The organism is Nostoc sp., assembly GCF_036917395.1.
In the GTDB taxonomy this organism is placed as follows: Bacteria; Cyanobacteriota; Cyanobacteriia; order Cyanobacteriales; family Nostocaceae; genus Nostoc.
Map to the genome: position 1 here is coordinate 124095 of NZ_JBALDI010000060.1, position 24949 is coordinate 149043.

General features: G+C 43.1%; 24 protein-coding genes and 1 pseudogene. 9 read left to right on the forward strand and 16 right to left on the reverse strand.

Annotated elements, in window-relative coordinates; genetic code table 11:
• Positions 1-87: 87 nt before the first annotated feature.
• The 7 genes and pseudogenes from V7K46_RS21265 to V7K46_RS21295 form a co-directional block, all read right to left on the reverse strand.
• On the reverse strand, positions 88-1524 hold the full coding sequence (locus V7K46_RS21265; protein WP_335116536.1) for a hybrid sensor histidine kinase/response regulator: 1437 nt from the start codon (positions 1522-1524) through the stop codon (positions 88-90).
• Between the two features lie 34 nt (positions 1525-1558).
• On the reverse strand, positions 1559-2095 hold the full coding sequence (locus tag V7K46_RS21270) for a sensor histidine kinase (RefSeq protein WP_335116538.1): 537 nt from the start codon (positions 2093-2095) through the stop codon (positions 1559-1561).
• Entirely contained in the window at positions 2047-2415 is a 369-nt protein-coding gene (locus V7K46_RS21275) for a hypothetical protein (protein WP_335116540.1), read from the reverse strand. Before V7K46_RS21275 ends, V7K46_RS21270 begins: the two co-directional genes overlap by 49 nt.
• 89 nt (positions 2416-2504) lie before the next feature.
• A complete protein-coding gene (locus V7K46_RS21280) occupies positions 2505-2702 on the reverse strand; it encodes a hypothetical protein (RefSeq protein ID WP_335116542.1) in 198 nt (65 codons plus the stop codon).
• 1190 nt (positions 2703-3892) lie between these two features.
• Positions 3893-4981 (reverse strand): chorismate synthase, encoded by a 1089-nt coding sequence (aroC, locus tag V7K46_RS21285; protein ID WP_335116544.1) that lies wholly within the window; start codon positions 4979-4981, stop codon positions 3893-3895.
• A gap of 284 nt (positions 4982-5265) precedes the next feature.
• A pseudogene (locus tag V7K46_RS21290) lies at positions 5266-5389 on the reverse strand (photosystem II q(b) protein); the annotation flags it as partial.
• Positions 5390-5795: 406 nt separating this feature from the next.
• Entirely contained in the window at positions 5796-6146 is a 351-nt protein-coding gene (locus V7K46_RS21295) for a histidine triad nucleotide-binding protein (RefSeq protein WP_298912072.1), read from the reverse strand.
• A 324-nt stretch (positions 6147-6470) separates the two neighbouring features.
• On the opposite strand from V7K46_RS21295, the gene V7K46_RS21300 reads away from it, so the two are divergent.
• The 4 genes from V7K46_RS21300 (at position 6471) to V7K46_RS21315 (ending at position 11362) form a co-directional block, all read left to right on the forward strand.
• Positions 6471-8057 carry a glycosyltransferase family 39 protein gene (locus V7K46_RS21300; protein WP_335116546.1) on the forward strand — a complete coding sequence of 529 codons (1587 nt, stop codon included), beginning with the start codon at positions 6471-6473 and terminating at the stop codon, positions 8055-8057.
• A 52-nt stretch (positions 8058-8109) separates the two neighbouring features.
• Positions 8110-8235, forward strand: a complete 126-nt coding sequence (locus V7K46_RS21305; protein ID WP_335116548.1) for a hypothetical protein — start codon at positions 8110-8112, stop codon at positions 8233-8235.
• A 541-nt stretch (positions 8236-8776) separates the two neighbouring features.
• Positions 8777-10723 (forward strand): amino acid transporter, encoded by a 1947-nt coding sequence (locus V7K46_RS21310; protein WP_335116550.1) that lies wholly within the window; start codon positions 8777-8779, stop codon positions 10721-10723.
• A 33-nt stretch (positions 10724-10756) separates the two neighbouring features.
• Positions 10757-11362, forward strand: coding sequence for a Uma2 family endonuclease (locus tag V7K46_RS21315; protein WP_335116552.1), 606 nt, complete (start codon positions 10757-10759; stop codon positions 11360-11362).
• Between the two features lie 42 nt (positions 11363-11404).
• On the opposite strand, the gene V7K46_RS21320 is transcribed toward V7K46_RS21315, so the two are convergent.
• The 5 genes from V7K46_RS21320 to V7K46_RS21340 form a co-directional block, all read right to left on the reverse strand.
• Complete coding sequence (locus tag V7K46_RS21320) at positions 11405-12178, reverse strand: SDR family oxidoreductase (RefSeq protein ID WP_335116554.1); 774 nt, start codon at positions 12176-12178, stop codon at positions 11405-11407.
• Positions 12179-12291: 113 nt separating this feature from the next.
• Positions 12292-12627 (reverse strand): hypothetical protein, encoded by a 336-nt coding sequence (locus V7K46_RS21325; protein WP_335116556.1) that lies wholly within the window; start codon positions 12625-12627, stop codon positions 12292-12294.
• A gap of 68 nt (positions 12628-12695) precedes the next feature.
• On the reverse strand, positions 12696-13115 hold the full coding sequence (locus V7K46_RS21330; RefSeq protein WP_335116558.1) for a retroviral-like aspartic protease: 420 nt from the start codon (positions 13113-13115) through the stop codon (positions 12696-12698).
• Positions 13108-13377 (reverse strand): hypothetical protein, encoded by a 270-nt coding sequence (locus V7K46_RS21335; protein ID WP_335116560.1) that lies wholly within the window; start codon positions 13375-13377, stop codon positions 13108-13110. Before V7K46_RS21335 ends, V7K46_RS21330 begins: the two co-directional genes overlap by 8 nt.
• A 152-nt stretch (positions 13378-13529) precedes the next feature.
• A complete protein-coding gene (locus V7K46_RS21340; protein WP_335116562.1) occupies positions 13530-14369 on the reverse strand; it encodes a nuclear transport factor 2 family protein in 840 nt (279 codons plus the stop codon).
• An 84-nt stretch (positions 14370-14453) separates the two neighbouring features.
• Here V7K46_RS21340 and murG point away from each other — a divergent pair, with 84 nt between their 5' ends.
• Complete coding sequence (gene murG / locus V7K46_RS21345) at positions 14454-15527, forward strand: undecaprenyldiphospho-muramoylpentapeptide beta-N-acetylglucosaminyltransferase (protein WP_335116564.1); 1074 nt, start codon at positions 14454-14456, stop codon at positions 15525-15527.
• A gap of 38 nt (positions 15528-15565) precedes the next feature.
• Positions 15566-16882, forward strand: a complete 1317-nt coding sequence (locus V7K46_RS21350; protein ID WP_335116566.1) for a hypothetical protein — start codon at positions 15566-15568, stop codon at positions 16880-16882.
• 23 nt (positions 16883-16905) lie between these two features.
• Here V7K46_RS21350 and V7K46_RS21355 read toward each other — a convergent pair whose 3' ends face one another.
• Positions 16906-17271, reverse strand: coding sequence for a VOC family protein (locus tag V7K46_RS21355; protein WP_335116568.1), 366 nt, complete (start codon positions 17269-17271; stop codon positions 16906-16908).
• A gap of 252 nt (positions 17272-17523) precedes the next feature.
• Here V7K46_RS21355 and psbA point away from each other — a divergent pair, with 252 nt between their 5' ends.
• From psbA to V7K46_RS21370, 3 genes are all read left to right on the forward strand, one after another.
• Positions 17524-18606, forward strand: a complete 1083-nt coding sequence (psbA, locus tag V7K46_RS21360; RefSeq protein ID WP_335111128.1) for a photosystem II q(b) protein — start codon at positions 17524-17526, stop codon at positions 18604-18606.
• Between the two features lie 275 nt (positions 18607-18881).
• The gene (locus V7K46_RS21365; RefSeq protein ID WP_335116570.1) at positions 18882-19391 is read left to right on the forward strand and encodes a hypothetical protein; all 510 of its coding nucleotides are present in this window, start codon (positions 18882-18884) and stop codon (positions 19389-19391) included.
• A 49-nt stretch (positions 19392-19440) separates the two neighbouring features.
• Positions 19441-20328, forward strand: coding sequence for a hypothetical protein (locus V7K46_RS21370; protein WP_335116572.1), 888 nt, complete (start codon positions 19441-19443; stop codon positions 20326-20328).
• Between the two features lie 112 nt (positions 20329-20440).
• On the opposite strand, the gene V7K46_RS21375 is transcribed toward V7K46_RS21370, so the two are convergent.
• From V7K46_RS21375 to V7K46_RS21385, 3 genes are all read right to left on the reverse strand, one after another.
• Positions 20441-21160: a hypothetical protein gene (locus V7K46_RS21375; protein WP_335116574.1), complete on the reverse strand. Its 720-nt coding sequence runs from the start codon at positions 21158-21160 to the stop codon at positions 20441-20443.
• Between the two features lie 319 nt (positions 21161-21479).
• The gene (locus V7K46_RS21380; protein ID WP_335116576.1) at positions 21480-23597 is read right to left on the reverse strand and encodes a catalase; all 2118 of its coding nucleotides are present in this window, start codon (positions 23595-23597) and stop codon (positions 21480-21482) included.
• Positions 23598-23828: 231 nt separating this feature from the next.
• The gene (locus tag V7K46_RS21385; RefSeq protein WP_335116578.1) at positions 23829-24893 is read right to left on the reverse strand and encodes an alpha/beta hydrolase; all 1065 of its coding nucleotides are present in this window, start codon (positions 24891-24893) and stop codon (positions 23829-23831) included.
• Positions 24894-24949 lie beyond the last annotated feature (56 nt).

A 24949-nucleotide genomic window follows, 5' to 3' on the forward strand; every position in this document is an offset into this window, starting at 1 on the left:
GGCGCAACCTCTCCAAGAGTTGTATTGGGCATTAATTATTCCCTTGCACTCCTAACTTTTGTACAGACGCGATTAATCGCGTCTCTCCTAACTTGCCAGTGGAATGGCGATCGCTAATTCTGTGCCTTTACCTAATTCCGATGTCACTGTGAGTTGTCCACCATGTTTTTCTTCCACAATCTGGCGGGAAATCGTTAATCCCAAACCTGTACCTTTCCCTACTCCCTTGGTGGTGAATAAGTAACCAAACAGTTTTTGCTTGACATTTTCAGACATTCCCATGCCATTGTCTTGAATTCGGATCAAAACATGATGCCGATCTTCAGATAGTGTGGTAACAATTGTGATGCGATTGGGATTGTCTGTGATTTGTTCTAAACTACGCTCCTTGTTAGATTCTTCCAAAGCATCAATGGCGTTGGCAATCAGATTCATAAACACTTGGTTGAGTTGTCCAGGGAAGCATTCTAATTGAGGTATTTCCCCGTAATCTTTGACTATATCAATGGCAGGATAATGCTCATTGGCTTTTAATCGGTGCTTCAGGATGAGTAATGTACTTTCAATGCCTTCATGAATATTAAAAGGAACTTTGTGATCGCTGTCTCCCCTGGAGAAGGTGCGAAGACTGGCGCTAATACCACGGATGCGATCGCTACCTTCTTTTAGGGAAGAGATGAGTTTAGGCAAATCTTCTTGGAGATAGTCTAAATCGATTGTGGCGATCGCTTCCTCTATTTCTCCTCCCGGATCAGGAAAGGTTTGCCGATAAAGGTCGATTAGTGCCAACAAGTCGTGAATATATTCTTGAGCAGGTTTCATATTGCCTGCAATAAAGTTAATCGGGTTATTAATCTCGTGGGCAATAGCTGTAACGAGATTACCCAGTGCTGACATTTTTTCCTTTTGCACGAGACTGTATTGTATCTGTTGCAGGTCGTGCAATGCTTGAGCTAATTGTGTTGCTTGTTGTTCTATGGTGATTAAATCGCGGTATGACCTTAAAGCAGCGATCACACTTGTAATTAACTTTTGGCGAGTCAGTTCTACCTTCAGCTTATAATCATTGATGTCATAGTTCAAAATCACCGATTCCTCTGGCGCATCTCCTGGTTGTCCTGTGCGTAGGATCACCCGCACAATCTGATTTTTTAACTCCTCCCGAATGTACTGAATTACCCTTAACCCAGCATCATTGGTTTCCATAACCACATCTAATAAAATAAATGCGGTATCTGGGTGGACTGCAATCAGCTTTTTGGCTTCTGTTCCCGAAAAAGCAGAAAGGAAAGTTAAAGGTTTGTCTTCAAAGGTAAAACTTCTCAAAGCTAGCTTAGTCGCCTGGTGGACTTCAAAATCATCGTCCACAATCATCATTTTCCACCCTTCAGAAGTCTCTTGTGCCTGAGGGACTACCTCCAACGGAGTTAATTGAGTTTTATTACTTATCGGCTCTTCATCATCTTCAAACACGAATACTTCATCGTCTGTTAGTGAGAGAGATATATGGGGATCGTTAAGCATTGTCAACCAACTTTGTTAAAAAGAACAAGAAAACTTAATGGTTCGTAGACAGAGATAGTGTCACTATAAATAGGGTTCCCTTTTCTACTGCGCTGTTAACATCAATAGTCCCTTGTAGCTTTTGAGTGACCAAGTTGTAGACAATGTGCAGACCTAAACCACCGCCTCCCTGCTGTCTAGCGGTGGTAAAGAAAGGCTCAAAAATTTTGTTTAAGTTTTCTGGCGGAATGCCGCAACCATCGTCGCTATATTGAATCACAACGCGATTGCCTTGTTGCTTCACCTCAATACGCAACTGCCCCGATTCGTGAGGTTGATAGGCATGATTTAGGGAATTCATGACTAAGTTGGTGAGAATTTGTGCCAAAGCCCCAGGATAGCTGTTACTCGTTACAGTTTCATGGCCTGTCACAGTCAGGGTATGGGAAGCTTGTTTAAGTTTGAGAGTTAAAGTGGAGACAATTTCTTCCAAATACTGCTTGACTACAAATGTCCGCTGTTCCAAACTAGTCTGATCCACAGCTACTTGCTTGAAGCTTTGCACCAATTCGCCGGAGCGTGGTGTGCCCATTTCTGCATTTGGGCTTGATTGACTGTTAGTTTTTCTAATAAGCCCGCTTGTGCTAATGGGAGAGCATCAGAATATAAAGCTAAGACCGTCAGAGAATCGTAGAAATTGAAAAGTGGTACGATTATGGTTCCTACTACTCCATTTAGATACTTTTCTAACTCTTGGGCATTGGCTGCGGCTTGCGGGAAATCTTGGAAAAGATAGCAGAGAACCAGCTTCGAGCAATATAAATGTGCCAGATCGGTGCGATCGCTTAAAATACGCATAACTGGGCCATATTGCGATCGCTTGACCCAAAAAGAAGCGATAGGGTCAAACACGCACCAGATAGCGCCCAAAGCCACTCATTTGATCATCAGGCTGCTCGGAAAAACGGGTGTCGTCTAAAGCCTTTTCACAAAATTTCGCCTCAAGGCATTGCCATTGTAGGTCGATACATTGCCATTGTAAGTCGATACATTGCCATTGTAGGTCGATACATTGCCATTGTAAGTCGATACATTGCCATTGTAAGTCGGTACATTGCCATTGTAGGTCGATACATTGCCATTGTAAGTCGATACATTGCCATTGTAAGTCGATACATTGCCATTGTAAGTCGATACATTCTACTTAAACCGCAATAAGGCACTAATTATTACCAAGATTAATTATTTTCCCCTATGCTGAAAGCGATCGCTACGATCGCTCCCATCGGTTCAATAGTTAATCATTGAGAAATCAGAGAGGATTAATCGGAGTCAGGGAAAACTTCTTAACTCTACAAGCGGCACTGATGCATACTACCATCTATTTGTACAGTGCGTAATTTCTAACGGATTTATGGAATACTGTATTTAGTTATGCGATCGCAACACTGAGGCTGTGCATTGCCTAAAGCGATCGCTGATTAAGTAAGAAATTCACTTGTTAAAGTATTACTTTGTGCCATTATACAACGCTTACCATACCGTGTTCGTCGCATTTGGGCAGTTCTCTTCCTCATAACGCTAACCTTATGTTTGTGGTTAGCGCATCCTTCTCTAACAATTGGGCATAAAGGAATTGCAGAGATAGCAACAGCTAAATCGTCGGCTTTAACACAGCCATTGCAGCAAGGACTTGAGCTATATCAAGCTGGCGATATTCAAGGGGCAATCAGTCTTGGCAAACAGCCCTCTCCTCCAATCAACAGCGTAATAGTCATTCTGCTAAGGAAATAAATATCCACACATACCTTGCCAGAGCATATTAACAAGTAGGTCAAATACTGGAAGCGATCGCCTTACGAAAAAAATGGATAAAGTCGAGTTAAGAACATATCTGGTTAAACAACCTACTATTTTGCAGATGGACTTGAAAATACGGTTGTATTGCAAAAACCAGTGCCGGTCTGGTAAAAGTGCAGAAGCCAAAGGATATCGCTATTCAAATGGCGACACTTCCAATGCAAGATTATTCTACTGTCTGTGCGCTGGTATATGCGATGTCCCCTCTTATATCGAAATCTCGAAGAAAAGCTCGGACAAAAGTCTAAGCTTAGGCACTCACTTATGAATTTACTTATGAATAAAGAAGCCCACACTATACTTGGTACGTCAAAGTGCATTGGTGTCAACTTAAGCTAAAACGGCTTTCAAACCTCGTTTCCAGCCTCTGGCTGGAAATGTACCTCATAGCGGCTCTGCCGCAAGTCTTGAGGCAGCAGCCCCCTCATTACTCATTCCCAGTCAGAGACTTATTTTTGAGACAATCTCTAAAAGCTGGTTCTAGACTGGCTTTGACCTTAAGTTGACAAATATGGTCAAAGTGTAGTGCCTACAAGACCTTACACTGCCCATAATACCGTAACAAATGGTCACACAGTACCAAGGCCACCATTGCCTCAACCATTGGAACTGCACGCGGTAATACACAAGGATCATGGCGTCCTTTCGCTGCTAATAGCGTTTCTTCACCCTCACGAGTTACAGTCTTCTGCTCTTTTCTAATTGTTGCTGTCGGCTTAAATGCAACTCGCAAAATGATATTTTCCCCGTTGGAAATTCCCCCTTGAATACCACCAGAACGGTTTGTTAGTGTGCGGATTTCACCATTTTGATCAATATAAAATTCGTCGTTATGCTCAATTCCCGTTAGCAGCGTTCCCCCAAAACCGGAACCAATTTCAAAACCTTTGCTAGCAGGAAGAGACATGACACCCTTAGCGATATCAGCTTCTAATTTATCAAATACTGGTTCGCCCAACCCTTTCGGCAGATTTCGTGCCACACATTCTACTACACCGCCGATAGAATCACCTTGTCTACCTATTTGCTCAATTAATTCAATCATGCGATCGCTGCATTCCGAATCGGGACAGCGGACGATATTGCTTTCCACTTGTTCTAAGGTGACAGTATTTGGATCAACTACACCTTCCAAGTCTTTGATGCGCTTAACGTAAGCGATAATTTCAACATTGGCGACTTGACGGAGAATTTTTTTAGCGATCGCACCTGCTGCTACTCTTCCAATTGTCTCACGCGCTGATGACCTACCTCCACCTTGCCAATTGCGAATGCCATATTTTGCATCATAAGTTGCATCCGCGTGAGAAGGCCGATACTTCTCGGCCATCTCGTCGTAATCTTGGGGACGAGTATCTTGATTACGTACCAAAATTGCTATAGGCGTTCCTAGTGTTTTGCCTTCAAATACCCCCGATAAAATCTCGCAGGTATCCGCTTCTTTGCGAGGGGTCGTAATTTTACTTTGTCCAGGACGCCTTCTATCTAGTTCTGCTTGAATTTCTTCTGCCGAAATTTCTAGTTGTGGAGGACAACCATCAATCACAACCCCCACACCGCCGCCGTGAGACTCGCCAAAAGTACTGATGCGAAATAGATGACCAAAAGTGTTGCCCATGATTTTGAGGAAAAAGGTGAGGCTTATGTATTCTACCTAGAGTTCTTGCAAAAATTTGTTTTTGCTCTTGTATAATTTTTCGCTATTTTTTAGTATTTATCCAACAGCGTCTCTGAATTCTTATCCAACTCTATATTGGTAAATACCTCATCTGTTGCTAACTTAAATTAAAAGCGCCCTCCCAATTTGGGAGAGCGCTTTTTGATTTAGCTAATCTTTACTATTTAACCGTTGATAGCAGGAGCAGTAAGAACCACAGGAGCAAAATCACCAGCAGCTAAATCTTAGGGGAAGTTGTGAGCATTGCGCTCGTGCATTACTTCCATACCCAAGTTAACCCGGTTGATTATATCTGCCCAAGTCAATCACACGACCTTGTGAATCAATGATTGATTGGAGACTTCCAAATAAAAAAATGTCCCAAAACTGACGCAAAAACCCTCTCATTTTTCCTCTCTCTGTGTCGCGCCAGTTGCTTCTCCTAAGGGAGACGCGCAAGGGACAAGTCTCTTAACCGCATCGCCCTTGGCGTCTCCCTTTGGGAGAAGGGCGCACTGGCTTCTCTGTGTCTGGAGTGGTTCGTTTTTTTGGATAATTTATTTCTTGGAAGTCCCTTGGTTAAAGTTGAAACCGTTCAAGTTGAACGCCATTATGCTCACACCCAAGGTGGTGAACCAGATGCCTATTACAGGCTACGCTGCTAAGAATTAGAAGCAAAATTGAGATTTGTAAAGAAATATTACATCGGTATTGATTATAACAGTGATTTTTTTAGTGATGAACCGCGTCTAAAGACGCAATTCATCTGGTTTTATCAACCAGGGGGCCAGCTCAACTGCCGTCCTCCCAAAATATGCACATGTAAGTGATCGACTGTTTGGCCGCCGTCATCACCAGTGTTGATGACAACTCGATAACCATTTTTCAGTCCAGCTTCTTCGGCAACACGTTTGGCGGTTAAGAAAAGATGCCCCAACAGAGCATGATCCTCAGATTGAGCATCAGCTAGTGTCGCAATGGGTTTTTTGGGAATGACGAGGATGTGAACGGGTGCTTGGGGATGGATATCTTTGAATGCCAGGGCCAAATTATCCTCATAAACAATATCAGCGGGAATTTCCCGACGAATGATTTTGCTGAAAATCGTTTCTGTAGCTTCACTCATGCCAATCTACCTACTCATCTGCTAGAGATTTTATATTAGTCCGGCAAATCATTTCTCATTAAAATGTCTTTACGTTCCTCTAAGTTCTGATGCCTGCGACGGGCTGCGCCAACGCCGGAAGCTGGCACTCAGACAACTCAGGGCGTCAGTCTAAATGATAAGTCTTTAAGAGGACATGATATTAAAGGTTTGCTGTAGTGACTAGATCATCCATACAACAAAATACTCCTTCCTGTGATAAAGTCTTCTGTAGATAAAATTCGTCCCACCCCACCATAGATATAAGAATTACAATCTCTCACTCAACTATAGGGTGGGATTTTCATGCTTAAAAAGTTGCATATTTCGTATATTAGTGCTTTGGAAATTGATATGAGACAGTCAAAATACTATTTTTTTGTTTTTTTTATTATCATAATTAGCATCTTTCTGCGTTTCTGTTTGTTGCAAAATCAAAGTCTTTGGTTTGATGAAGGTTGGAGTCTAGCTTTATCTGATGGTAAAACCTTTCAAGAAAATCTCTCCGGAATTATAAATCGAGAAGCTGGTGACAAATACCAACCGCTTTATTATTTGGTCTTGTTCTATTGGCGTTCAGCTTTTGGAGATAGTGAATTTGCCATTCGATCGCTCTCAGCTTTGCTGGGAGTCGGCTCAGTAATTGCCATATTCTTTACTAGCCTACGTGTTTATGGAAAAAAACATGCCTTATGGTCGTCTATGCTCCTTGCTGTTAGTTCTTTCAGCGTGTTCTACAGCCAAGATGCCAGACCTTATGCATTATTAATATTTATAACCACACTTCAGATATATTTTTTTAGTTATTCAATTAAAGTAGATAAGAGTAATAAGATTATTTCACAAGTGCTTTTTGGAATTTTTACTGCCATAGGAAGTTTTGGCAGTATTCTGACAATAATCTTTAGTTTTTCCCTTAGTTTATCTCATGCTATTGTTTATAAAAACTTCAAAGAATGGATCAAATGGTGGATACCTGCGGTAATTTTTTCTTTTCCAATGATTTGGTTCTACTTGTCTTCACCTGCTGTATCTGATCCGACAGCTACTGTAGTTACTCGGACTGGATTACCCATAGTTCAAAATATTCTTTTTGTGATCTACGGTATATTAGTTGGCACATCCTATGGGCCGCCACTGGAGCAATTACGGGGTGAGGAAAAGATAAAGGTTTTACTTAGTTACTGGCCCCATTTCCTAATCTTTATTATTGTGATTAGTATAATTTTTATAGCTTTAGTAACAAATTTATTGAGACAGCACAAGATAAAAAAATATCAACAGGCTGATTACTTATTTACATCTCTTTTAGTTACATCATTTTTAATAGCTTTTATCTTTGCTCTGATGACCAAAATTAATTGGCTACCGCGCCACTCTTTTTATCTATGTATACCAGCTTTTATTTTGATACCATCAGCGTTTCTACATAACTCTTACCGTCAGAATAAACTTGATATATTGCCTCAATTTGCCAAGTTAGCTACTGTTTGTTTGGTAGTTATGAATGTTTATTCAAATTTTCAATACTATTCAAATCCAGCTTATGGGAAAGACGACTACCGCTCGGCTGTTCACTACCTTTTACAACATCGAGATAAATCAGCCAAATCTGTATTGTTTTTTGGACAGCCTAGATTACTCCAATATTATGGAGATTCATCGACTTTTTATGCACCAAAATATATTCTCAGAACAACGAATGGTAAAAATCTTGCAGAAAAAGTTAGTACAATAACCAAAAATGCCGATTCAGTTTTTGTGATAAATAATCGCGAATTTTATTGGGAATTCAAAGATGTTTTTAAAAGAGAAATGAGTGATTTATATAGCTTGGAAGAAGAGGTTGATTGGCCTTATATGAAAATATATCGATTCACAAGGAAGAAATAGAAGAAAGCACAATAGTATATGCCTTGTAAACATAGAGCCTCATCAGCTCGACTTGCTCCATTTTTGTGAATGGCGCGATCGCTGTGGTAAGTGGGATGTGGCGAAAGCACAGGTCAATGAAGAGGTAGGGAGAGCGAAAGCAGGGCCGAATACAGTAATGGCTATGTCCCACACCTGAAATGCTTGGGTGGGGATTGATACCGATGTTTCGCTTCGCTACTCCCCTAAGTGTTTTAAAAGTACTTTTTGTAACATCAAAGCCTCCCAAACTTAACCCTCCGAGCAAGCCTTCCCTACATTCGCGCAGCGGCATGATGTGCGGGAATGGGGGTTTCAAAGCCTCCCTCCCTATGGAAGAGAGGAATGGAAGCGGGGTTTATAGTATAGACTTTTCAAACATCCACTTAGGGCAGATTTGTTAATTGCATACCTGACTTATTTAGCAGCGCCTTTTTTAGAACTGATGCAGCTTGAAGATGCTAAGGGTGCGAAAGGTTTCATCCGAAAATATACAGATACAAGATTGATTCTTCCCATACCATAATTTGCTATTTATCTTAATCCGTCAGACAATTACTAGCAGCTACTATATATTTTGTAAATTGGACAGGATGCTTAACATACAATAATAGTGCTATATATTTGTAGTTCCAAATTTTAATAAACTACGAAAGCTTAAAAATATCACAAAGCCGACTTTTGCAACACAACCGTATTTGATGGCTAAATCAATTGTTTCAACAAAACGCCTCAGCAGACAGTTAATCCGCTGGTTGCTTCAAGAAGACCGACGAGGGAAGGAAAGACCTCACCGCAAGCAAGAAATACATCGCCAGCATCCTTGGTGGCAGGTGATGTGCTTGACTGGTGTAGATTATTTCTCGACTCTTGGCTATCAACCTGGGATTGCAGCACTGGCAGCTGGCGCTCTTTCTCCTGTGGCTACCCTGGTTCTGGTTTTGCTAACGCTCTTTGGAGCATTGCCAATCTATCGCCGCATTGCTGCCGAAAGCCCTCATGGTGAAGGGTCGATCGCAATGTTAGAGCGTTTGCTCCCCTGGTGGCAAGGTAAATTACTTGTGCTGTGCCTACTCGGCTTTGTGGCAACCGACTTCATTATTACCATTACCTTGTCGGCTGCTGATGCTACAGCCCATATCATCGAAAATCCGCTGGCTCCAAATTGGCTTCACAATCAGACGATCGCAATCACCCTGATATTAGTTGCATTACTAGGTGCAGTTTTCCTCAAAGGTTTCCGAGAAGCAATTGGTATTGCAGTAATTTTGGTGGGAGTTTATCTGGTGTTAAACTTCATTGTCGTTAGCGTCGGTCTGTATCAGATTCTAACTCACCCTGAAGCGATCACTAATTGGCAGACTGCACTTTTTGCCAGCCATTCCAACCCTTTGATCCTAATCGGTATCGCTCTTTTGATATTCCCTAAGCTAGCACTGGGATTATCAGGCTTTGAGACTGGCGTGACCGTTATGGGTCTGGTAAAAGGGAGCAGCACTGACACTCAAGAGCATTCCAAAGGGCGGCTTCGGAATACACGCAAGCTGCTCACCACTGCTGCTGTGATTATGAGCTTCTTTTTGCTCACCACTAGCTTTATAACCACTCTCCTGATTCCCGCCGCACAATTTGCATCTGGGGGCAAAGCCAACGGACGCGCCCTTGCTTATTTAGCACATCAGCACTTAGGTAATGTTTTTGGCACAATTTACGATCTAAGTACTATTTCCATTTTGTGGTTTGCAGGTGCATCTGCAATGGCAGGGCTGCTGAATATTGTGCCTCGCTACCTACCACGCTATGGTATGGCACCCAATTGGGCCCGAGTAACGCGACCTTTAGTGTTAGTCTACACAGCGATCGCTTTTGTGGTCACAATTATCTTCAGAGCAAATGTGGAAGCCCAAGGTGGGGCTTACGCAACTGGTGTGCTTGTATTGATTACCTCAGCTGCCTTTGCCGTCACCCTATCAGCCCACCGTCACAGAGAGAAGCGGGCAAGAGTCCTCTTTGCAATCATCACACTGTTGTTTATATATACTACTGTTGTCAATATCATCGAAAGACCAGAAGGGATTAGGATAGCTGGGTTTTTCATCGGGGCGATCATTTTTACCTCCCTGGTTTCTCGTGTTTGGCGTTCAACGGAACTGCGAACAGAGCGGATCGAAGTTGACGAACTTGCTGGCCAATTCCTTGCCGAAGAGAGCCAGGGAGCAATCCGGCTGATTGCAAATCGGTTGAATAAGGGCGATGTCCTAGAGTATTTTATGAAAGAGAAAGAGGTGCGGGAGGACAACCATATTCCACCCAACGATCCAATTCTGTTTCTAGAAATTAAGGTATCCGATGCTTCGGAATTTGCGGATGTGATCACAGTAAAAGGGGTGCAAGTTGGTGATTACCACATCCTCCGGGCTGAAAGTGCAGCAGTACCTAATGCGATCGCAGCTTTACTGCTCTATATTCGTGACCAAACAGGTAAGATTCCCCATGCCTACTTTGGCTGGGTTGAGGGCAACCCCATACAATACTTACTGCGTTTTATCTTGTTTGGGGAGGGTGATATTGCTGTGGTCACCCGTGAAGTACTCCGTCGGGCTGAAAAGAATCCCCACAGGCGTCCTGGCGTTCATGTCGGGGGGTAATTATAATGGTTGATTGAAGAGGGCATTGACTCAATGACATATATCTTTGCAAAAACCCTTACCTTTGAAGATTTTTTGTCTCAATACCGAGATAATCCCCGCTATGAGCTGGCAGATGGAGAACTAATTGACATGGAACCCACTGGCCCGCACGAAACGGTGAGTGGTAAACTTGCAACCCAAATTGGTATCTACCTTGTTGCAGAACAACTCCCCTGGTTTATTCCTCGCACTTGTTTAATCTACCCCTTTGCAGATGCAGCTACAGCTCGTCGTCCTGATGTCGTAGTTCTTGATGAAACTGTTCTCAACCGTGAACCCCTTTGGGAACGAGAACCTGTAATTACACTGGGGCGATCCATTAAACTGGTGGTTGAAGTTGTTAGCACCAACTGGGAAACTGACTATGCTCGTAAGGTTGAGGAATATGCCCTCTTAGGCATTCCTGAATATTGGATTGTGGATTATCGAGGATTAGGCGGTGTGGCATTTATTGGTAAACCCAAACAACCTACCTTTACTGTCTGTCAATTGGTTGAAGACACCTATACTCAACAAAAATATCGGCTGAACCAATCAATTAACTCACCGCTTTTGCCCCGTCTCCAACTTTGCCTAGATGATATCCTTCCTCTGTAAGTGTTGCAGAGTGTAATGGTAAGCAAACGCAGAATATTAGCTTTATGTTCGCCGATTAACTAGGGTAGCGCTAGCTTGGTCAACAGGCATCAGCACAACTTCATTAATATTGACATGGGGCGATCGCGTCACGCAGAAAAATATTACATCAGCCACATCATCTGCTGTCAGGGGTGTAACTCCCTGGTAAACTTTGTTGGCGCGTTCAGTATCTCCGTGAAAGCGCACCTCGCTAAATTCCGTTTCTACCATACCAGGGTCAACGGAAGTTACACGGACTCGCGTTCCCAACAGGTCTTGTTTTAAACCTTCAGAAATTGCTCTCACAGCTGCTTTGGTAGCACAGTAGACATTGCCTCCGGGATAGGTTTGATGTCCGGCAATGGAACCTAAATTTACCACATGACCGCGATCGCGACTCACCATTCCGGGAACGACATAACGGGAAAGGTAAAGTAAACCCTTAACGTTAGTATCAATCATGTCTTCCCAGTCTTGAAAGCTGCCTTCGTGCAACTTGTCTAAACCACGACTTAGACCAGCATTGTTAATCAGAATGTCGATTTCAGACCAGGCAGAGGGGAGAGTAGAAATAGCAGATTCAACAGCGTTGCGATCGCGCACATCTAGCTGTAACAAATGAATTTCAGTACTAAAATCTTTACTGAGAGTATCTGCTAGCTGCTGCAAACGTTCTAACCGTCGTGCCGCTAAAATCAGTTTCGCACCCGCACCAGCAAAGGTTTTTGCACAAGCAGTACCAATACCACTACTTGCACCACTGAGCAAAATGATTTGATTTTGTAGAGAAGTCATTGTTAGTCAAAAATCAAAAGTCCAGTGTCAATTGTCCAATAATTTGGAACTCACGCGAATTTCACTGACATCATGTCCGAGATCGCATCAGGGAGAGTTGCCGAGTTGCAAAGTTAAACGTAAATGTCAGCGCTTGCTTTTACGACGTAAACAGTGCATTGATAAACTGTGTAATGCCCCACATTTAACCCACGTTGAATGTCAGTGTCAGATATACTGTAATACTCAGGTTTTGGAACAAGATGTCGATGATGATGAATTACTCTAAAGTAGTCTGATGCTCTTTGGCGATCACTTTCATGATTTTCAGGAAATGGCAAATTATTTATTAGCTCATAATCACCCCAATCGATCTGTAGTGTTGTACCAATTGCAGGTACTTCATTGTAAAATCGTCCCCAACCACCAAAACCACTAGGCGGATGATGATAGTGGTTTACAAAGTTCATAAATTTTTTTTCATCATCAACCAATGCAATCTGACAAAGTACAGACATATTTTATCAGCTATTAATATTTATTTTTTTCTTGGACGTAACTCAAAAGCTAAATCGAAGCGGTAAAAGCATACATCAAATTCGGCAAAAAAATTCATCTGTCCGAGAATTAAAGGAGCTTCTGTTGATTCTGTCCATGCAAACGCGAGAAGGACGGGTGAAAATTCAGCAACTGTAACTGATAGAACTAAGCCGCGCGCTTCCAGACAAGCCAAATTTCCGCTTAACTGGACTGGGATTGTCTGTTCTTCCCAGACTGCTCCCAGTTGCAGACCAACTTCGTAAGGCAAAACATTGACGCTTGCACCTGTATCTAACAAAGCCATAACTTGCACAGAGAGAGTTCTGTAGGTTAACCTCAGTGGTAGATACGGCATGGTACTAGAAAGACCAAAGCTATTGCTTCGCTCAATGAAAGGAAATCTCTTACCGTCAAGCATCGCCCTCTTTTCTCGCTGCCTCAAGAAGGTTTGATAATGTTTGGGCAGCTTCATACGCCTCGTAGGGAGACCATACAACCGCTTCAGTTGATGCCAGTTCCTTGAGCAGTAAATCTTCTGGATTTATAATATTTATAGACTCTGTAGACTCTAAATTACAGCCCTCTTCCTTCGCTACTGCTAGCAGGAGAAAATGGATGAGGCGTAACTTGTCTTGGTGTGATAGTTGACTGACAGCAGGTAGCAGTTGATTTAGAGACATATCGCTACTCGTGAAAGGCTTTAATATAACTCCAGCTTATTAAACGGAAATATCATAGATTAAAGGTAACGCACCATCCAGATTTTTAGTACGCTAGCGGTAGCGTAGCGCACTAACTCCTAACTCCTGTACAGACGCGATTAATCGCGTCTCTACTTCTTCACCACTTGCAGGCGCTGAGTTACCATCGTCATCCCATTACCCCGCAGGATGACAGCAGAAACCCATTGGCTACCAGGGGTAGATGGTGCTTGTCCCGTTTTAAACAGTCCGCCAGATGTCAGTAATTCCAAATCCACGGGTGTGGGGTTGAGAAATTTCTCTGGTTGGATAGATTCCTCTAGCGCCGTTCCTAGTAGAAAATCATCACCAAGTGGTTCTTGGATGATCGCATCAAAATTATACTTCTGACCAACTAGTACCTGCTGTGGTAATTTAATATCAATTTGAGGCGGCTTGCTGCCAGAGGTAAGTAGGGTGCGTTCTGCCAAAATGTCTTGGCGGACGATTTTTCCACCTACAATGCGCTGACGCGATTTAATCGTGGCATTGAGAGCCAAATTATTGCTGTTACCGGAGGGTAAACCAGTTATCTTCGTTTCTGTTTCAGCAATAATCCCATTGCCTTCAGATTTTGAAGATAGCAGTTTCGTGCTGTATTGCAATTTGGGATATCGTTGCCAAAGTGAAATCAAAGACTTTTGCAGAGTTTGGAGGTTTAATCCATCCCCATGAGTGAAATTGGGGCTGTAGTATTGCAACACCCCTTTGACATCGCCCCGGTTGGCGGCTGCATCAACTTGCGTCAACAGGTTTTTTAGATCGGCTGGCGCATTTTGGGCTGTAGTGGCTTGGACTAATTGCTGTGGTGTCGTCGCTTGAGTGCGTTCCCAACCACTTGTCAAACCAAGGGTTAGCAGGAAGGAAACCAGCCAGATATTTGCTGGAAATCTGAGTTGGCGTCTCACTAAGGCGGTAATAATGTTAGTCATTGGTAAGAGTTTACTGATTTGATGAGAGAAAGTAAGGAAATTGTTTTATCTTAGTTAAACTAGGCGCTAAACGGTAGAGGTTTGATGGCAAACGCACCGACACGATTATTAATAGCTGCCAGTGGGACTGGTGGACACTTGTTTCCAGCGATCGCACTGGCAGAAAAACTTCCAGATTATCAAATAGAATGGCTGGGAGTACCCAATCGACTAGAAACTGAACTTGTCCCCAAACAGTATCCCTTGAATACTATTGCAGTTGAAGGGTTTCAGCAAGGGTTTGGACTCTCCTCGGTTCGCACTTTGGGTAAACTCGCCCTTTCAATTCTGGAAGTTAGACGAATTCTCAAACAGGGAAATTTTCAAGGGGTGTTTACCACAGGAGGTTACATTGCCGGGCCAGGAGTCATTGCGGCGCGTTCCCTCGGTTTACCCGTGGTTTTCCACGAATCTAACGCAATGCCTGGTAAAGTAACTCGCTTTTTTGGCCCTTGGTGTAGTGCGGTAGCCTTGGGATTTGAAGTAGCTGCTAAGTATTTACCCCGTGCAAAAAATGTCTGTGTTGGCACTCCTGTGCGATCGCAATTTCTCGATGGGGCAATTGATGCACCCTTGGATTTAGCCATTCCTGAAGGTGTTCCCTTAATTGTCGTATTTGGTGGTAGCCAAGGTGCAGTTGCGGTTAATAAGTTGGTGCGCGAATCTGCAAACGCTTGGTTTGATGCTGGTGTCTATGTAGTACACTTAACTGGCGATCGCGATCCAGAAGCCGATAGTCTCAAACATCCACAGTACATAGCCTTACCTTTTTACAACAATATGGCGGCGTTGTTGCAACGAGCAACTCTTGCTATTAGTCGTTCTGGCGCAGGTAGCTTGACAGAATTGGCAGTGTGTGGAACGCCAGCGATTTTGATTCCTTACCCCTTTGCCGCAGAAGACCATCAATCTTACAATGCAGACGTATTTACTTCAGCTGGTGCGGCGTTAACACTGAAGCAATCGGAATTGACAACACAAGCATTGCAAAGTAATGTATTAAATTTGTTGCAGTCACCGCAAGAGTTAGCAAAGATGGGGGAAAAAGCTCATGCGATCGCAGTTCCCGATAGTGCCGAAAAGTTGGCGCAATTAGTGCGTGAGGTGATAGAAACATAACGTTGATTATTTAGCATTAGAAATTGATTTTCCAAGCTATGAAGATCCTATTCAACCAAAAATTTCACTTGACAGTAGGTTGTGCTGCTTTATTACTTGTCAGTTTAGCCAGTAACTATTTATATACTCAGTTAAAAACTAAACAGCTAACTCAACAAGATCAGTCCTTTACTCAGCAAGAAAATTTTGCCCCACTTCAATCACAAATTTCCCTCACCTCAAAATTTAAAAATGCTTTTGTTGCTCAACAAACATCCAGTGAAATTATTGGGAAGCAAAATACTTTTTCATCTCAGCAGGATTTGATCGCAGCATCTGCACCCTATCCAGTTGTGGATGAGTTCAAAAAATATAAATTTAGGATTAATGGTAGCCAGGTTCTTAATCCAGTTAAATTACCAAGTAGTAAGGTTAACTTCCCTCAAGGAGATTTACTAACCGTTCTCGTTAATACTAGAAAATATTTTCAAGACTACTCTTCAGAAGACCCAGATATTCTGCGTACAGGAATACTTGCCACTCAAGGGGTTACTGTGCAAGATGTTATCAAAACTTTAGATTTTATGATTGTTGTCCTGAAGGAGGATATTGCTAATAATCGAACTACTCGTTTACAAGACCCTAAATTTATTAATACTAATTTTCGAGTCATTAAATGGTCTGCCTACAACCCAAATAATAAACAGCAAAAACAATTACGAATTACCAAATATGCTGTCTTTACTCACTCCGGTTCTCGCAAGAAAACCTCGACTTTTAATACACCCATTTATAGCTTAAAAGAAAACTCTAATAACGATAAGTTTTACACTAGATACACAAAGCAAGATGTTTTGTCTGGTATTTATGAACCAGGTGGTAGAGAATTTGGAAAAGTTACAAGTCTCGCTTATCTGACCAGAAATGGGTTAGAAGAAGCAATTATGGAAGGAACAATCCTGATTAATTTTACAGATGGTTATAAGGCATTTTTTAATGTAGATAGAAATAATGGAATGTCTTATATTCGAGGATTGAAGGCAACAGCACAAAAGCGTTATTGGTATTTTAGAGAAGTTGATGCTATTAAAGGCTATGGATACAAAATAGATGCAAAAATCTCTATCAAACCTGGAGTCACTTTTGCTGGAGATGTTTTAAATATCGGTTTAGGTAAAGTGGTTGTGATTGAGCATACTATAGGTGGTCGCAAACACCTGCAAATGGGAGTCATTGCCGATACAGGTGGAGCATTTTTACCCAATCTTTATCAGATCGACTTTTTGGCTGGTATATTTAAGAATAAAAAAGAATTTGGGCAACATATTACGCAATTGCCGGAGTATGCTACAGCATATTTTTTAGTAAAGAAGTAATGCATTAACTTAATGTCAAAAATCTATGCACGGGTCAACAATTCTAAATTGTGACCATTGGAGTCATAGAAATAAAACCCACGACCCTTATTCCAGTGATTAATTTGCCCTTTATTTTGATGCATGGGGTCGCTACTGTATTCAATACCTGCCTCTTTCACGCGGGCAAAAATTGCATCAAATTCTTCATCACTCACATGGAACGCATAATGATGCTGCTCAAACCCTTCAGCATCAGCGAAGTCGAGCGTCAATGCATCATTTATATGTACAGCAGCGAAGTGACCAACGGGAACATCAACCCCTAAACCAAAAATTTTTGCAAAGAACCTTGCCGATGCTTCCTTGTCATGTGCAGGCACTATGGTGTGATTTAGAGTAATTGTCATCTCACACGCCCTCCTAATTTAGGTAATAATCCATATCAACTCTCTATTCAGAGTCGATAACAACAATGCTTCTTTCTATTTTATCTTTTCAGCGCTGATACCAGCATAAAATTATATAATAAAAACTAATGAGTTATATCAGCTTTACAAAAGCAAGATAGTTGATAAAAAATTGTAAAGCAGTGTAAAGTGTATTTACAGGCGAAAACAAAACCGTCTGATTCATAAACAACTAACCGCACTTATCAAACAATGACAACAACCATTCAACGTCGCGAAAGCGCCAACGTATGGGATCGATTCTGTGAGTGGATCACCAGCACCAACAACCGGATCTACATCGGTTGGTTCGGCGTAGTCATGATCCCCACCCTGCTAGCCGCCACCGCTTGCTTCGTAATCGCCTTCATCGCCGCACCTCCAGTAGACATCGATGGTATCCGTGAACCCGTGGCAGGTTCATTAATCTACGGAAACAACATCATCTCTGGTGCAGTAGTACCTTCCTCCAACGCCATCGGTTTGCACTTCTACCCAATTTGGGAAGCAGCATCCTTAGATGAGTGGTTGTACAACGGCGGTCCTTACCAACTAGTAGTTTTCCACTTCCTGATTGGCATATTCTGCTACATGGGACGTGAATGGGAACTATCCTACCGCTTAGGAATGCGTCCTTGGATTGCTATAGCCTATTCTGCTCCAGTAGCAGCAGCAAGTGCAGTATTCTTGGTATACCCAATCGGACAAGGTTCCTTCTCTGATGGTATGCCCTTGGGTATAAGTGGAACATTCAACTTCATGATTGTCTTCCAAGCAGAACACAATATCTTGATGCACCCCTTCCACCAATTAGGTGTAGCAGGTGTATTCGGTGGAAGCTTGTTCTCTGCAATGCACGGAAGTTTGGTAACATCTTCTTTGGTTCGTGAAACCACCGAAACCGAATCACAGAACTACGGTTACAAGTTCGGTCAAGAAGAAGAAACCTACAACATCGTTGCAGCCCACGGCTACTTCGGTCGTCTAATTTTCCAATACGCTTCTTTCAACAACAGCCGTTCACTGCACTTCTTCCTAGCAGCATGGCCTGTAATCGGCATCTGGTTCACCGCCTTGGGTGTAAGCACAATGGCGTTCAACTTGAACGGTTTCAACTTCAACCAATCAATCATTGATTCTGAAGGTCGAGTGATTGCGACTTGGGCAGATGTAATCAACCGGGCTAACCTGGGTATGGAAGTGATGCACGAGCGCAATGCTCACAACTTCCCCTTAGATTTAGCTGCTGGTGACTTTGCTCCTGTAGCTCTTACCGCTCCTGCTATCAACGGTTAATCATAATCTGATATCCGCTCTTCACACTTATCTATAAGTAAAAGACGCTCTCCCGAAAGGGGGGGCGTTTTTGCATTGGGTTAATTGGGACATTAAGCATGGCATTGGTTGGACACTTTTTTGAAGTGCAAAAATATTGATCGGTGTTGCACCAAAACTAGACCCCTATAGTTCAGAACTTAGGCAATAATGATCAAAAAGTAAATTTTACGGGTAATAATTGCTAGCAGCGCAGATAATTGCCTCAAAGCTCAAGATATAAGGAGAAGCCAAGAATGATTTTACACCGTGGGCGGAAAGTGGTAGCTGCTTTGTTGCTGTCAGTGGTACTACTGACAACAGCCTGTACTGCAAAAGCACCTGGACGTTTTGATCAGGTGCAAAAAGAAAGTACTCAACAAAGAAAGGGTCAAGCGGTGACTAAGACCGCAACTCAGGGTAGCGAATTTAATAAACTTTTCCCTAATGCAAGTGATGGCTACCAGCGCGTCTATACCCAAGAGAAAAAAGGCTTTGCGGAAGCGAAGTTGAAAAAAGGCGGTAAAGAAGTAGCGTTGCTGTCTATTTCTGATACCACCAGTACACCAAGTACAGCAGCCAAGTTCTCGAAAAGCACTAAAAAAATTGCCGGTTATCCCGCAGTCGAAGTTGGTAAGACGCAAACTGCAATTTTGGTAGGAAAGTACCAAGTAAAAGCACTTTCTCGCGATTCGTCATTTACAGCTAGCGATCGCGCAGATTGGCTAGAGAAGTTTAATCTTAGTCGTCTAGCTAGCCTGAAATGAGCCGCATTACCGACATTAAAGATAACAAAACCTAAATAAGGAGATTTTTGTGAGCAAATCGATTTTTGAGTTGGTTGATCAATTGCCAACTAGCGGCTTGACCATTTCTATGTTGAATTCCCTCGATTTTGTTGCTCGTGGCCAGTGGCAAAATACTGTCGGTTTTGTCAATACTATTAAGACCGTTACTGGCGAAGACGACGAAGATTTAATTCAGCAAATTGGTGAAAGAGCGATTTATCTATTCAACGACAAATCCCAAGGATACCAAACAGCTTTGTGGCTATATCAAACCGTTGATGGTACAGATAAAGCGCTTGGTGCAGCAGCTTTAGCTAACAAAGTTGGCGAAAAAATTCCTTTATTGGGTTTTTTAAATTCTGTCACTCCTAAACCTGATAAAGCCCAAACCATCGATTTGACATTGAAATTAGTTGCTGAGTTGGTAGCCTTTTGTCAAATTAACGGCATTCCTGGAGACAGTATTGGGGATTTTGTCGCCTCTTTAGGAGAGTATAGTGGTGAGTCGCTCATCCGCATGGTGGCATTAGTTTGTGTTGATGGTTTGATACCTCTGGGGCCAGACTTCATCAGCAAAGCAATATCCGGGCTTAATCAAACAAATCCACAGGAGTTAGAAAAAAACTCGACTTTCCACAACATCAAAGATGTGATTCCAGGGGACAATGCTGGTAGTAAACTCAATTTTATCGGCGAAAGCTTTGACTCAGTTAAAGGTTGGATGAGTGATATTGTCAGCGCCAATAATTTAACGCCACAAAAGGTAGTTGGCAACTTGCAAAGTTTTGTCGATATTGCCGATGACAAATTGGACTACCTTGCAGCGTTCCTAGATGTAGCAACAAATTATTATGAACACACCGGCACGCAAACTTTAGCACGTCGCTTGATTGAACGAGCGGTGGCTGAGATTTAGGTTGATTGGGGGCTGGGGAGTGGGAATTTTATATTTTAGATTTTGGATTTTAGATTAAATTTCAATCTAAAATCCAAAATTGAATTGCCCAATGCCTCATGCCCCATGCCTATTACGGTAAACGTAAATCTGCTGCGATCGCATATAAGTAAGGTTGAAAAATAGCCAAGTTTTCCAGTTTCTCAAACTTACCTGTTTGCGTACCTGGGTCAAAGGCAGTGGTAATTACGTAAAGTTTAGTGCCATCAAAGGCAACATGATTGATATGTTGTTCTTGTACTCCACCTTTTTGCTTAAGTCCGGCAAACCCATAGCGGATTCCCTGAAGCTTACCAACAGGTACTGGTTGCGGTGGGTAAGCTAAGAAAGTAATCTGTTTTCCATATTTACCCTGACGGTCTTTCGCAAAAGCAGCGTAGTTATCTTCAACCCAAACCTTGAGTACTGATAATACCTGGGTTTGGTATTTGGAACTTTGGTAGTCCACTTGGGAACCAGATGGAATACCAGCTGCTATAAGTTTCTTTTGGAAATCCTCGTTGTTTGCTAATGGGTAAACGTTAATCTCAACTGTACCCAAAAGTTCCCCTTTGGACGAGACACACAATAAAGGTGTATTTCCCTTACAAGCAGCAACTTGCCAGTTAGTTGGAGTAGCAGCATTTCCCAGGATTTTCTGCCAGATATTTCCCTCATTAGGGTTGGGAAGTTTCGCAACGAGAGGGGGTTTTACCACTTTGGGTGGAGAAAATTGGGGGAGAAAAAATTTTGCTCCTAGTGGTATTAACACCAGCAAAATAGAACCTAATAATAAATGATAAAGTCGTAACATTTTCTAGAAAATCCAGAGCCAAGGATTGCAGACTAACGATATTTACAATACTTTATGGGTATAGAGGAAGAATAAATTTATATTGCTGCGAGTTCAGCAAATGGAACTCAACAAACTATAGCGTTTCTTTGTGGAATGAGGTAGAAGATAGGGGCGCACAGCGGTGCATTAAACATACGGCTATTTAACTTAATATCAATAAACTTTTCTAAATAAGAATATATATTGTCGGCTGTAAAAATGAAAAGGACAGAAGTTAGGTTTACCCTGCTTCTGTCCCATTTAGGATTAGTTACCGTTCACAAAGTCAAGCAAGTGGCTATGCAGGCACCATTTCCTTTTGAAATCTCATCCAATGGCGATGTTGAGCGATCGCACCGATAAAATCATTAGCTACAGACTTCAAGTCAGATTCACTAGAAGTCACCACACCTTTGTCAGAGCGCGCGCCATTTTGCGATAACTTCACGCCTGCAATATCAGCCACCGATAGGAGTTCAACTCCTTCGCTGGTCGCGGCAATTGTTTTATAGTGCTTGAATGCCTCATTGATGAAGTTAATTGCTTCTTCCTCCTGCTTGAGCGTCTTGATGCTCTGCGCTCCACCAGGTACATACACCGCATCAAACATCACAGAAGCAGCTGTGACAAAGGTCATCTCAACTGGGATTTCCTGACCATCATCGCCTTTTATTTTACCGCCATGAGTCGCAACGATTTTCGCTTGAGCGCCTTCTTGGATTAGTGCTTGCTGGAGTGTGCTAAGTTCCTGAGCATTTACACCATCCGTCGCTAGAATTGCAATCTTGCGACTCTTAATCGTTTTTTCTGGCATTTTCTCTAGCATAGTTTGGATACTGAGCGCCGGAGATTTTTGCCCATGATTTGGTTTGACTTCTGTAGGAACAGGTAAGCCAAGTCCCTCAGCAATGCGGGTTACTAACTGATGATCCACAGAGTTAAATAACTCCAGCACCCGCTCTTTGACGGTGGGGTTCATCACTTTGCCCAACTCAAAATGTGCGGCTTTGACTAAGTGTTCTTTCTCCGGTTCAGACAAACTGTTCCAGAATAAGGTCGCCTGACTGAAGTGGTCTTGGAAACTGGGGCTGCGTTCTCGGATTTTATTACCTTCCATCCGCTCTTTATAGCTGACAAAGCCGCCGAGATTTTCTGGAGCCGTCATCGGGCAACCATTACCGAGGGAATTCGGGAAGTAGTTTACCTTTGAAGTGGGAATGTTGTACTGCATAACGCCGTCCCGTTGGTTATTATCGAACGGACAAACGGGGCGGTTAATTGGTAGATTGGTATAATTTGCACTTCCCAAACGGTGTACTTGCGTATCAGCGTAGGAGAAGATCCGACCTTGCAGTAGTGGGTCATCCGAGAAGTCAATGCCTGGTACAATATTGGCAGGTTGAAAAGCAACTTGTTCGGTTTCGGCAAAGTAGTTGTCTGGGTTGCGGTTGAGTACCATCTTGCCGATTGGCTTCACCGGAACCAGTTCTTCAGGAATCAGCTTGGTGGAATCAAGGATATCAAAATCAAATTTAAATTCGTCCTCTTCCTCAATAATCTGCACACCGAGTTCAAATTCAGGATAATCGCCCATTTCGATCGCGTCCCCTAAATCGCGGCGATGAAAATCAGGGTCTTTTCCGCCTGCTTTCTGCGCCTCATCCCATACTATTGAATGCACGCCCAGAATCGGCTTCCAGTGAAATTTCACAAACCTTGCTTTGCCTTGTTCATTGACAAAACGGAAAGTATGAATACCAAACCCTTGCATCATCCGGTAACTTCTGGGAAGGGTGCGATCGGACAGTATCCACATAATCATGTGCATTGATTCCGGCATCAACGAGATGAAGTCCCAGAAGTTATCATGAGCGGTTCCCGCTTGGGGCATCTCGTTGTGCGGTTCGGGTTTCACGGCATGAATCAAGTCAGGAAACTTGATCGCATCTTGGATAAAAAACACCGGAATATTGTTGCCGACTATATCGTAGTTGCCATCTTCTGTGTAGAATCTGACAGCAAATCCGCGCACATCGCGGGCGGTATCAGCTGAACCCCGGAATCCAGCAACCGTTGAAAATCGAACGAAGACGGGAGTTTTAACGGAGGGATCTTGGAGAAATTTTGCCTTTGTATACTCTGCCAGGGATTCGTAAGGCTGGAAGTACCCATGAACACCTGCTCCTCGCGCATGAACCACCCTCTCTGGAATGCGCTCTCGGTCAAAGTGTGCCAGTTTCTCACGGAAGTGAAAGTCTTCTATCAATGTGGGGCCACGCGATCCAGCTTTGAGCGAATCATTTGTGCTGTTAACCCGCACTCCCTGATTGGTGGTCAGATATTCCCCAGCTTCTTGACGAAAAGAGTCTAGATCCTTCTGCTTGCTTTGCTCGTCGATCGGATTGTGTTCACTCATGTTTGGTGCTGTGAAGTGCTATTTAATAGTTGAATTAATGCGCTACCCAAATTAATTAATTTTGTTTAGCAGGTAAATGAGTCTGCCGGGATAGGTCGTCGCCGCTCCTGATCCCTTTTTGGGCGAGTCATTAAAAGCGACTCTACTATTTTAAACAATATAGTACAATAGTTCCTCTCACTCAAGACGGAGAGAAGCGGTGCCTATCTCATTTGCTAGTTGCGAAGTGGATTACTTTCCTGTAGATCCAGAGCGCAGTCCGGCTGCTGCTTCACTAACCGCCTGCTTCCCCTTATCTACAACTGCTCCAGTGCCAAAGAATTCATGAGTCACGCCGTTATAGTTGGTTGCCTTTACAGAGGAACCCGCCTCACGCAAACGCTTGGCGTAGGCTTCTCCTTCACTACGCAGTGGGTCAATTTCTGCCGTAATTACGGTCGCAGGTGGCAGACCACGCAGGTTTTCTGCTCGCAGTGGTGAAGCATAGGGATTACTCCCATCAGATTCACTGTTTAGATATTGCCTCCAGAACCACATCATCATTGCTTTGTTAAGCGGTTTGGCGTTGGCATTCTCCTGGTAGGAGGGTGTGTCAAAGGCGTAATTGGTAACAGGGTAGATTAGCATCTGATGTACAGGTATCTTACCACCTCTGTCACGCGCCATTAAGCAGGTGACAGTTGCCAAGTTGCCACCTGCGCTCTCGCCGCCGACTGCAACCTGCTTGGGGTCGCCGTTGATTCGGGCAGCATTCGCCATAACCCATTGAGTTGCAGCATAAGCATCTTCCGCCGCTGCGGGAAACTTATGTTCTGGGGCTTGGCGATAGGCGACAGATACAACTATACAGTTAGCTGCATTAGTCAAAGCGCGGCATGATGAATCATAGGTATCTAAATTGGCGATTACCCAGCCGCCACCGTGGAAGTAGACCAGCACAGGGAAGGGCCCCTTTCCCTTTGGTAGATAAATACGCGCTAGAAGATCGCCCCCCGGACCTGGTATAAGTTGATGGTTGACATCCCCGACCATTTCCACCGCAGCTTTGCGACGTTTGGCAAGCACGCCCATGACTGCATCTGCCACAGTCGGGGTGTTGCGAGCATTCATGGGCGACAATTTTTCAATGGGCGGTGCGTTAAAAGAGGTAAGTTCATCTAACACGGCTTTCATCTGGGTATCAGGTGTAGATACAGTTCCTGCTGACTTTGCCAAAAGTGGGCTACTTAAGGCGATCGCCACCACCCCCGACCCAGCCAGTGTCGCAAACTCTCTTCTTGATATCTTTTGATTCATAAACTCCTCAAAAAAGTACCACAGCAGAAGTACTATTTAAGTCTGACTGGTTTTTC